This is a genomic window from Geminicoccus sp. (assembly GCF_035556675.1).
Taxonomy (GTDB): Bacteria; Pseudomonadota; Alphaproteobacteria; order Geminicoccales; family Geminicoccaceae; genus Geminicoccus.
Genome location: NZ_DATMFZ010000209.1, coordinates 1 through 9,559 on the forward strand (window position 1 = coordinate 1; position 9,559 = coordinate 9,559).

A 9,559-nucleotide genomic window follows, 5' to 3' on the forward strand; every position below is an offset into this window, starting at 1 on the left:
CAGCGGCTCGGGCGCAAAGGCCACCGCCGGGGCCGGCCGGGGCGGGACATCCACCGCCGCATCCACCCCGCCCGACCAGCCCTCGCCCGAGGCCAGCCGTTCCAGCAGCCGGCGGTAGGCCGCGAACATCGACCCCACCACGCCAGCGGGAAACAGGTCCGCCACCACGTCCCAGGTATAGAGGAGCCCGCCGTCATGCTCGGAGGCCTGGTGATCGATCCAGACCTGCGGGGTCTGGGCGACGCTGTGCACCATGTCGCTGATGCGGTCCCAGCTCGATCGCTCGCCGGCCGGAGCGCGGAAGCCCAGCGCGCTGGTGAACACGACCGGGATCGAGGCGGCGGCCGCACCACGGGTCCGCGCCAGCTCACGCAGCACATGGACCCCGCCCACCTCGGCATGGTCCAGGTCCTCTGCCAGCCGCTTCTGCAGGGCGGTGGCGCGCTCGGCGAAGCTGGCGGGCGTGCTGTCCACCTCCAGCAGGATCGTCGAGGTGAAGTCGCCGATCAGGGCCGCCATGTCCGGATGAAGTGGCGGACGGTTGAAGGAGGTCAGCGTCAGGCAGAAGCGCTCGGTGCGGCTGAAGGCGGCCAGGATGTCGCCATAGGCAGCAGCGAGCAGGGCGGACGGGGTGAGCCCCCTCGCCTGGGCGGCTTCCTGCAGCGCGGACCACTGCCTAGCCGGCAGGGTCGCCAGGTGGCGGACGAAGCGCGGGCGGTCGATCTGCCGGGGCTGCCGGGCGAGCGGCAGGTCGGGTGCGCCCGGCAGGGTCGGCAGACGCTCCTGCCAGTAGCGGGCGCTGCGCTGCCAAGCCTCGGTCTGCCGCCAGGCGAGACCTTCCATCACGAAGTCGCGGAAGCTCAGGCCGATCGGCGGGAGCGGGGTCGCCGGGTTCTCGTAGAGGCGGCCCCATTCCTCGCGCAGCTGGAAGATGCTGGCGGCATCCAGCACCAGCAGGTCCAGGCCGATATGCAGACGGCGGCCACCCCGGTGATGGGTGACGCGGATGTCGAACAGCGGCCAGACGGCCGGGTCCGGCAGGCGGTGGGACAGTTCCTCACGGATCGCCAGCAGGGCCGCCTCGTCGTCCTGGCCGTCCAGGTGGCGCTCGGCGATCAGGTAGGGCGGGACCTCGTGGAGGATCTGCTGGCGGCCGTCCGGCAGGATCACGGCACGCAGCATGTCGTGGCGCCGGACCAGCTGGTTCCAGGCATGCTCCAGGCGTGGCAGGTCGACGTCGCGCAGCTCCACCTCGGTGTAGAGGTAGCAGCCGACATTGCCGAGCTCGAGCGAATCGCCGCGGCCGATCCAGTAGGCCTGCTGGATCTCGGTGAGCGGGAACGGGTCGTGACGGCGGGCCGGGTCGGGCTCGATCCGCCGGGCCGGTGCCGCCGCCTCCTGGCTGCCGGCACGGCCCGCGATGGCGGCGATGGTGGCGCCTTCCAAGAGCTCACGCACGCCGACCTCGATGCCGAGCTCGCGCTGCACCCGGTTGCGGATCTCCACCGCCATCAGCGAGTCCAGGCCGAAATCGGGCAGCGGCGTGTCGGAATCGGCCGGCGCCGGCAGGCCCACCACCTCGGCGACGATCCGGCAGAGCCGTTCCGCCGGGCTGGTGCTCTCACCGGACGATGCCGCCGCAGCGGCCTGACGGGGTACGGACGAGATCCCCTGCAGCAGGGCTGGCTTCTCGCCGTCGGGGAACTGGCCGAGGAAGCGGGGCCAGTCGGCGTTGGGCAACACCACGAGCTGTGCCGGCGCGCCGTCGCCCAGCGCGGCGGCGAACGCGGCCTCGCCCTCAGCCGGGCTCAGGCTGCCCAGGCCCAGCTTCTCGGCGCGCTCGACCACGCCCAGCCGGGCGGCAGCGCCGATCTCGCGCCACACGCCCCAGTCCACCGCCACCGTCGGCAGGCCGGCACGGCTGCGCTCCTGAGCCAGCGCATCGAGGAAGCTGCTGGCGGCGGCGTGGTTGGCCTGCTCGGCGGAGCCCAGCACGCCGGCCACCGAGGTGAACAGGACGAGACGCACCTCGGGCCGTGCCCGGGTGAGCCGGTCCAGCACCAGCGCGCCCTCGATCTTGGCCCGCATCACGGCGGCAAAGCGCTCCCGGCTCTGCTGCTGGATGGGCGCGTCGTCGAGCTGGCCAGCCGCATGGATGATGCCGCGCAGGTCCGGCAGGCCGGCCAGGATCGCTGCCATGGCGTCGGCATCGGCCACGTCGGCGGCATGGCAGTCGACCGGCACCGGCAGGTCCGGCAGTGCTTCCGGGCGGCTGCGCGAGACCAGGACGATCCGGCTGGCGCCGTGCCTGGCGAGCCATGCGGCGGCGACCCGGCCGACTTCGCCGGATCCGCCGGTGACGAGCCAAGTGCCCTCGACCTTGTCCAATGGCTCGGGTGCCGGGGTCGGCCGCAGCCGCGGTGCCAGGCGCTGGTTGTCCCGCCACAGGAGGTGGCTCTCGCCATCCGGGCCAGTCAGCTCGTCGAGCAGTGCCCATTCACTGGGCGGGGCCTCGATCAGGCGGGCCTGCAGCTTCGGCTGCTCCAGGCGCAGGGTGCGCAGGAACCCGGCGAGCCCGGCATGGCCGAGCGTGCCGTCGGCCAGGATCGTCAGCGCCGGCAGCTCGGGCTCCGCGTTCAGGCGCCGGATGCTGGCCAGCAGGCCCTCGAACAGGTCGAGCTGGCCGGCGAAGGTGGCCGGTGTCGGCGGGGGCACGTACAGCGCCTGGGGGGCACCGATCGTGTCGGGGAGCGCCAGGTTCCCGGGCTCGCCCAGGAGCCGGACCGGCGGAACCGCCACGGGCATGGCGGGCTTGCGGGCCAGGATGATCTCGCCGGCCGGCAGAGCATCGGCAACGAGCCCTGCCGCCGTCAGCACTTCCAGCCATTGCGTGCGCGACAGGAGCGGGTGGTCGCTGCGCAGGCTGCGGTCGGCAAAGCGCCACCAGCCCTCGGTCAGGCCGAACACGATGTCGACCCAGGAGCGCGGCTCGGTGGTCTCGACCAGGACGAGCAGGCCGCCCGGTGCGAGCAGGCTGGCAGCATGGGCCAGGCTCTCGGCGATGTCGCGCGTGGCATGCAGGACGTTGGCGGCGAGGATCAGGTCTTGGCTGCCGGGGGCGAAGCCCTGGGCCTGCGGATCCTGCTCGATGTCCAGCCGCCGGACGTCGAGATCGCGGCGGGCGAACCTGGCCTGGGCCGCATCGAGGAAGAGCTGGGACAGATCGGTGAAGCAGTAGCGGGCGCTGCCTTCGGGCAGGCCCTCCAGCACGGCCCCCGTGGCTCCGCCCGTGCCCGCACCGATCTCCAGCACCCGCAGGACCCGGCCCGCGGGCAGGCTGCGGTGCAGCCGCCCGGCCGTCTCGCTCAGCAGCGCGTTGACCGTCCGGGCATAGGCGGAACTGGCGTAGAGGTCGGCGGCTCCACCACCTTCGCCCGGGAACAGCAGGGTGAGCGGGTCGACCCGGTCCGCCAGGACGTCGGCCAGGCGGGGCCCGGCCCGGCGTACCAGCGCCAATTCGGCGGCAGCGCCCGGATGGGCCGCGATCAGGTCATCCAGCTCGGCGGCAGGATCGGCGGTGAGCGGGGCCGGCAGGGTCCGCCAGGCCGGCCCCACCGCCTCCAGCATCCCGTCACCGGCCAGGATTGCCAGCAGGCGGCGCAGCAGGCGGCGGTGGCGGTCGGCCACGCCCAGCTCGGCGGCAAGGGCCGCGGGGGTCAGCAGGCGGCCGGGCTGCCAGGTCAGGCCCAGCTCGACGAGTGCGCGCTGGATGAACGCCGCGGTGATCCGGTCCAGGGCCGGTGCGGTCTCGGCATAGACCTCGATGCCGAAGCGCTGCCCGGCCTCGGCGGACAGCGGCGCCAGCTCCGCGCAGAGCTCCTGTGCGGAAGGCAGGAAATCGGGCGGCAGCAGGCCGTCGATGCGCGGGCAGGGCTCGGGTTCGATCGTGTAAAACGCATCGGCGATGCCATGCCCCGTACCGGTCAGCATGATGGTGCTGACCGGACGGAACTCGAGCCCGGCCAGGAAGGCGACCGGGCCTTCGGCGTCGATGAGCACGAGCTCGGCCAGGATGCTGGCGCCTTCCTGCCGGGCGGTGGCGTGCACGGTGAGGCCGGTGCCCGGGCGGCGCAGCAGGCGGGCACGGGCGAGCCGGGCCGGAATGATCGTGGCGCCGCTGTCGTCCGCCGGCAGGGCGGCGGCGACTGCCTGCAGGGCGGCATCGAGCAGGGCGGGATGGAGGGTGAAGCCATCCGCGGTGCCAGCTTCTTCCGGCAGGGCGAGGCATGCCGCGACCTCGCCGGGGCCGATCCGGCGCAGGTCGCGCAGGCCGCGAAAGGCCGGGCCATAGGCGATGCCGCGCCGCTCCAGCTCCGTGAAGAACGCGGCCAGCGGTACGGGCGTGCCATCCCCGGCCGGCGGACGGGCGGCAGGCGGTGCCGCCGGATCGGCCAGCCGGGCGCGGGCATGGAGGACGGGCTTGGCCGCCTCGTCCGCGGCGTTCCAGGACACGATCCGGGCGCTGCCGTCGCCGGCCAGGATCAGCTGGAGGTGCAGGCCCGGCTGGTCGGGCAGGCGGATCGGGAGCAGGAGGTCGAGATCCCGGATCTCCTTGTCCGGGGCGGCGGCATGCAGGAGCTCCAGCAAGGCCGCTGCCGGCAGCACGACCTGGTCCAGCACACGGTGCTCGGCGAGCCAGGGCATGGCCGGGTCGGTGGCATGCAGTGCCGCCTCGAAGCGCCGCTCCTCGCTGAAGGGCAGCTGGAGGCGGCGGCCGAGCAACGGGTGGCTGCCCTTGGGCAAGGCCGCGACCGCGACGGCGGCCGGTGCCGGGCTCGTGTCGATCCAGTAGCGCTGCCGCTCGAACGGGTAGCGCGGCAGCGGCACGCGCCGGCCGGGCTGCGGGCCGAGGTCAGGGTGGCGGCCGTGCTGCGGCTCGGCAGTGGCCAGGTCCTCGGGACGCTCGACGCAGATCCACCAGGGCAGCCGGGCGCGGCCGGTGGCGGCACTGTGGCAGACATCCGAGAAGCTGGACGGGTCGGCGTCGAGCAGACGGCGATAGGCCGTGACCAGTTCCGCCAGTGCGTCGGGGGTACGGGCGGAGATCAGCAGGCGCGGGACGTGGCCGGCAGGAAGCTCGGGTTCGTTTCGCAGATCCGGTGCAGGCGGCGGCGTGACGACGATATGGGCGTTGGTGCCGCTGAAGCCGAAGCTGCTCACCCCCACCGCACGGGGCGCGGTGGCCTGCGCCTCGACGGGGATGCGGATGTCGACGCCGTTCAGGTCGATATGCGGGTTCAGCCGGTCGAAATGGAGCGAGGGGGCGATCTGGCCGCGTTCGGCCATCAGCACCGCCTTGATCAGCCCGCCCACCCCGGCCGCGGCCTCGGCATGGCCCATGTTGCTCTTGATCGAGCCGACCCAGAGCGGCCGGTCGCGCTTGGCGAACACCGCGGCCAGGGCGTGCATCTCGATCGGATCGCCCAATCCGGTGCCGGTGCCGTGGGCCTCGATCGCGTCGACCTCCGCGGGAGTCAGGCCGGCATTGGCGATGGCGGCACGGATCACCGCCTCCTGGGCAGGGCCGGACGGTGCGGTCAGGCCGGCGGAACGGCCGTCCTGGTTGATGGCGCTGCCGGCGATCACCGCGCGCACCCGGTCGCTGCCGGCATCGGCCAGCCGGCGCAGGATCACCACGCCGCAGCCCTCGGCCCGGGCATAGCCGTCCGCACCGGCATCGAACGTCTTGCAGCGCCCGTCCGGCGACAGCATCCGCGCCTGGCAGAAATTGACGGTGATGTCCGGGGCCAGCATCAGGTTGACGCCGGCCACCACCGCCAGCTCGCACTCGCCGTTGCGCAGCGCCTGGACCGCCAGATGGGTCGCGACGAGCGAGGAGGAGCAGGCGGTGTCGACCGCGACGCAGGGGCCCTGGAAGTCGAAGGTGTAGCTGATCCGGCCGGACGCCACCGAGGCGGCGTTGCCGGCCCCTGCCCCGGCATTGCTGGACGAGCCGAACGCGGTCTTGCTCAGCAGGTTGGAATAGTCGTTGGTGCTGATGCCGAGGAACACGCCGACCTTGCGGCCCTGCAGGCTGGGCGGCGGCAGGCCGGCATCCTCCAGCGCATGCCAGACGGTCTGCAGGAGCAGGCGCTGCTGCGGGTCGATGCCGATCGCGTCGCGCGGGGCGATCCGGAAGAACTGGGCGTCGAACTCGTCGACCCGGTCGATGAAGCCGCCGCGGCGCGTGTACATCTTGCCGGGCACGCCCGGGCGCGGGTCGTAATGGGCGTCGACATCCCAGCGACCGGCAGGGATCTCGCAGGTGGCGTCCACGCCATGCACGAGATTCTGCCAGAGCCCCTCACCGTCGTCGGCTCCGCCCGGGTAGCGGCAGGCCAGGCCGATCACCGCGATGGGCGCGCGTGCCGCCTCCTCCAGCATGTCGACGCGGCTGCGCATCCGGCGCAGCGCCAAAGCTGCCTGCTGGAGGGGTGTGAGGGTCTTGTCAGCCATGATCTGCCATCGCCCGTGCGAACTCCCGCTCGATCATGGCGGTCATCTCCGCCTCGCTCATCGCCTGGACCGCTGCCAGGTCCTCGTCGACCTTCACTTCCGGCGGCAGCTGGCCGGCATCCCCTGGGTCCTCGGCCAAGCCCAGCAGGCCGGCCAGATGCTCGGTCAGCGCCAGGATGGTGGGGTAGCTGAACAGCAGCGTGGCCGGCAGCTCCAGGCCCAGCCCCTGGCCCAGCGCCTTGCGCAGCTCCAGGGCCATGAGCGAGTCGAGGCCGAGCTCGTTGAGCGGCTGATCGTCCGGGATCGTCTCGCCGGCAGCGCTGCCCATGACCGTGGCAGCGCTCGCGGCAACGAACCGGGCCAGGCCGGCGCGATCGGCCGGGCGGGCGGCAGCGCTGCCGGATGCAGCCGGCGAAGCGGCGGCCGGACTGCGCCGGGTGCGCGGCCGGACCGCGTCGAAGAAGGCCGGGACGCGGCCCTGCCCGTAGCGGCGCAGGAAGACCGGCCAGTCCACCATCGCACCGACGATCTGGGTCTCGCCGGCGGCGATGGCGCGGCCCATCAGGTCGAAGGCGGCCTGCGGATCCATCAGGCCGACGCCCTCGCCGGCAAAGCGCCCGGCCACACCCTCGCGGGCGATCGCCCCTGCCCCGGCCCACGCACCCCAGTCGATCGCCAGGGCCGGCAGGCCCCGGGCACGGCGCGACCAGGCGAGCGCGTCCAGAAAGGCATTGGCACCGGCATGGTTCGCCTGGCCGGGATTGCCGAACACGCCGGCCGTGCTGCCGAACAGCACGAAGGCATCGAGCGGCAGATGGGCGGTCAGTTCGTCCAGCAGACAGGCGCCCTCGATCTTGGCCCGGTAGACCCGCGCCAGCCGGTCGCGGTCCAGCCGCAGGAAGGCGCCGTCGTCGAGGCTGCCGGCCAGGTGGAACACGCCGCGCAGCTCAGGGCCGGCCGTGCGGATGGCGGCGGTCATGGCGGCGCGGTCGGCAACGTCGGCCTGCAGCAGCTCGACACCGGGCGGCAGTGGCTCCGTGGCCGGATGGCGGGCCAGGAGGAGGACGCGCTGGGCGCCATGGGCGAGCAGCCAGTCGGCCAGGCCGCGGCCGAGCCCGCCCAGGCCGCCGGTGACCAGGTGCGTGCCTGTGGTGCGGAAGCTGCCATCGGCCGGCAGGGCCAGCGGAATCACGCGGCGCACGAAGCGTCGGCCGCCGCGCCAGGCGACCTCCACCTCGTCGCCCGCGGCCAGCTCGGCCTCGGGCAGATCCGCGTCGCCGTCCAGGATCCGGCAGTCCAGCTCGGGATGCTCCAGCGTCAGTACCCGGGTGAGCCCGGCGGCACTGGCCATGGCCGGGTCGGGCGGACCATCCATTGGGGCGAGTCCGCGGGGCAGGACGATCCTGAGTGCTGGCGGCCGCGGCGATTCCAGGGCCCGCCTGGCAGCGGCGAGAATCTCGGCCGACAGATCCAGGGCAGACGCGCCGGGCAGCGGGCGCAGGACCTGGACCGGCTGGTCGCCGGTCGCGTTGCGGGCAATCCCGACGATCTGGTCGCCGCTGCCGGGCGATGCCACCACCTCGGCACTGCCGAAGTGCTCCGCCAGGAGCCGGCGCCAGCCGGACGCGTCGAGGAGCGGATGGTCCGGGCGCAAGGCCATATCCTCGAAGCGCCACCAGCCATCGGTCAGGCCGAACACCAGATCGCTCCAGGCGCTGCGGCGCGCGGCCTCCAGCAGCACCAGGACGCCGCCCGGCGCCAGCAGGCTCCTTGCATGCGCCAGGCTGGCGGTGAGGTCGCGGGTGGCATGGAGGACGTTTCCGGCCACCACCAGGTCGTAGCTGGCCGGCACGAAGTCCTGCACTTGTGGATCCCGCTCGATGTCGAGCGGCACGAAGCGGGCCGAATCCGCGCCGAAGCGCTGGGCGGCCTGGCCCAGGAAGGCCGGGGAGATGTCGGTGAAGTCGTAGCGGAACCGCTCGGTCGGGACGCGGGCGCGCAGGGCATCGAACAGGGCACCCGTGCCGGCACCGATCTCCAGGATGCGCACCGGACGGCCCGGGTCGGCCGCCTGGATCACGCCCTCGATCGCAGCCAGCACCATGCCGTTCAGGAGCCGGGCGAACCCGGCGCCGCCGTACAGGAAGCCGGCGTCGCCATCGCCGAACAGCACGGCCAGGGGATCCTGCTCGCCGCGCAGCACCGCCGGCAGGGCCCGGCCGCAGCGCGCCGCGATCTCGATCTCCGGCATGGCGCCGAAGCGGCCTTCGAGTGCGGTGCGCAGGCTATCCGCGTCGGTCTCGGGAGGTGCGTGCACGGCCATGCCGGGCAGGTGGGCGAACAGGCGGCGGCGCTTCGGGTCGACCTCGGACGGATCGACGGCACGGGCGGCCGCCGCGGCATAGGCCGCCGCCAGCTGCTCCAGTCCGGCACCCAGCTCCGGCGGCGTGGCGAGTTCCGTCGCGGCGGCCGCCGCCGTGGCACGGACCGTGTCGGCCAGCACGGCGGGTTCGGGGCTGGTGGCGGCGGCCGGCAGCGGCAGGGGCTGCCAGTCGATCCGGTAGCTCCAGCCTTCGCCGAGCGGTGCGGGCTTTGCGTCGCCGCGTAGCCGGGCGATGGAGAGGCCGTCGATCCGGGCGATCGTCCGGCCGGTCTCGTCGAACAGGCGCAGATCGCCCTGCGCGGCATCGAGCGTGCCGGTGCCGGGACGTGCCCGGACATGGACGCGGAAGCGCTCCGGGCAACGGGCCAGGAAGGCCACGCGCTCGATCGCGAACGGCAGGAAGGCACCCGAGGCGCCGCCGCCGCTGAAGGTGGCGCCCAGCGTCTGGAAGCAGGCATCCAATGCTGCGGGATGGATCGGCAGCTCCGGGCAGTCCCTGGCAAGGCCCGGCATCAGCTCGATCTCGGCCACGGCCTCGCCTGAGCCGCGCCACAGGCGGCGGATGCCACGGAATGCCTGGCCCAGATGGATGCCGCGCTCGTCCAGCATGGCGTAGAGCGCGTCCGGGCCGGCCTCGTCGGGAGTGCAGCGCGCCAGCAC

At 73.4% G+C, this 9,559-nt stretch carries 2 protein-coding genes; both read right to left on the bottom strand.

The features are described from left to right. Positions 1 to 6,516: SDR family NAD(P)-dependent oxidoreductase (locus VNS22_RS14895; protein WP_325733715.1), on the bottom strand; the 6,516-nt coding region annotated here is incomplete at its 3' end. Continuing rightward, positions 6,509 to 9,559, bottom strand: a 3,051-nt coding sequence (locus tag VNS22_RS14900; RefSeq protein WP_325733717.1) for a KR domain-containing protein, incomplete at its 5' end; no start/stop codon positions are given. The genes VNS22_RS14900 and VNS22_RS14895, both read right to left, overlap by 8 nt.